1 protein-coding gene is annotated in these 1,338 nt (G+C 28.4%); it reads right to left on the bottom strand.

All coding sequences use genetic code 11. The features are described from left to right. Positions 1-186 precede the first annotated feature (186 nt). A complete protein-coding gene (locus tag M0051_RS19520; RefSeq protein WP_306743250.1) occupies positions 187-1,269 on the bottom strand; it encodes a site-specific integrase in 1,083 nt (360 codons plus the stop codon). Between the last annotated feature and the right edge of the window lie 69 nt (positions 1,270-1,338).

Genomic DNA, 1,338 nt, shown 5'->3' on the forward strand with positions numbered 1-1,338 from the left:
TTTTTTCATGACTAAATAGTTTAATGAATAAATACTTAATCAAGTTACAACCTTATCTCTAAGCTACCGCTGTAGGCGGTTTTTGTTCAACTTGTAAATAAAAGTAACTCATATTACGTTTATTTTTTCATTACTAATTGAATTTATACGTTTATCTCTTAAATTTGGATAGATAAACTTATAAATCTATGTTGTTTTATTAATGTCATCAATAGGATTTTTAAACTTTAAAAAATCTTTTTTTGATACATGAGTGTATCTTTCAGTTGTTTTTGAACTACTATGTCCCAACCATTCCTGTATATATCTTAAATCTGTCCCTTGCTCTAAATGATGTGTAGCAAAAGAGTGTCTTAAAATATGTGGATAAACTCTTTTTTTAATTTTTACTCTTTTTGCTGCATGTTTCACTACATTTAAAACACTTTCAGCACTATATTGTGTTCCATTTCTGCTTTCAAATATCCATTTATTAGGCTTTTCTGTTTTATAGTAATTTCTCAGAAGTTCCAATGTATATGAAGAAAGTTGAACATATCGATCTTTTTTCCCTTTAGCTGCTCTAATTTTAACTAACATCCTTTTCGAATCAATATCAGTTAACAACATATTAATAGCTTCACTTCTTCGTAAACCACATGAATAAATTAAGGCAATTATACATCTGTGCTTAATATTCTGTGTACATTCAATCATTTTATAAATTTCTTCTTTGCTGAGAACATCTGGTAATTTTTTTTCTTTTCGAGATCTTTCTAAATGATAAGATCGCTTTTTATATCCAAGAACTTTTTCATAATAAAACTTAATCGAGTTAATACGTTGGTTTTGCTGACTTGGAGATATCTTCTTTTCCTTAATCAATTTCAGAATATAGTCATTAACTTCATCAACTTTAATTTCGGTAAGTTCCTTATTTTTAAAATAGTTTTGAAAATCCTTAAAGTAGCTGGTATAAGTTTTAATCGTATTGGGACTATATCTCAACCTTTCCAATTTCTCTAAATATTCTTTAGGTAGAACAACTTCAATTTTTACTTTTGATTTATCTGCTATCGGAACAATTTCTGCAATGGGAGAGAGCACTTCTTTAAACTTTTTATAGTCGAATTCTGTCCTGGCAATCCACCAACATTTCTTCGATTGGCTCCACCTTACCTGAAAATGCTTTTTCAATAATTCCAATATCCCCAAATTGTAGTCAAATGCGATCTTGACAACTTTTCGATTTCGATGAATATCCGGGGATAATAAAATTCTTGCTTTCATTTCTTGTAAAACTAGATTCTCAAATTTAACAAGATCTTATCACATAACAAAATATATACTTATGAAAGA

The organism is Marinifilum sp. D714 (assembly GCF_030851345.1).
GTDB lineage: Bacteria > Bacteroidota > Bacteroidia > Bacteroidales > Marinifilaceae > Marinifilum.

Coding starts and splice junctions, on each gene's coding strand:
- M0051_RS19520 (WP_306743250.1), bottom strand. CDS start 1,269: ATGAAAGCAAGAATTTTATTATCCCCGGATATTCATCGAAATCGAAAA.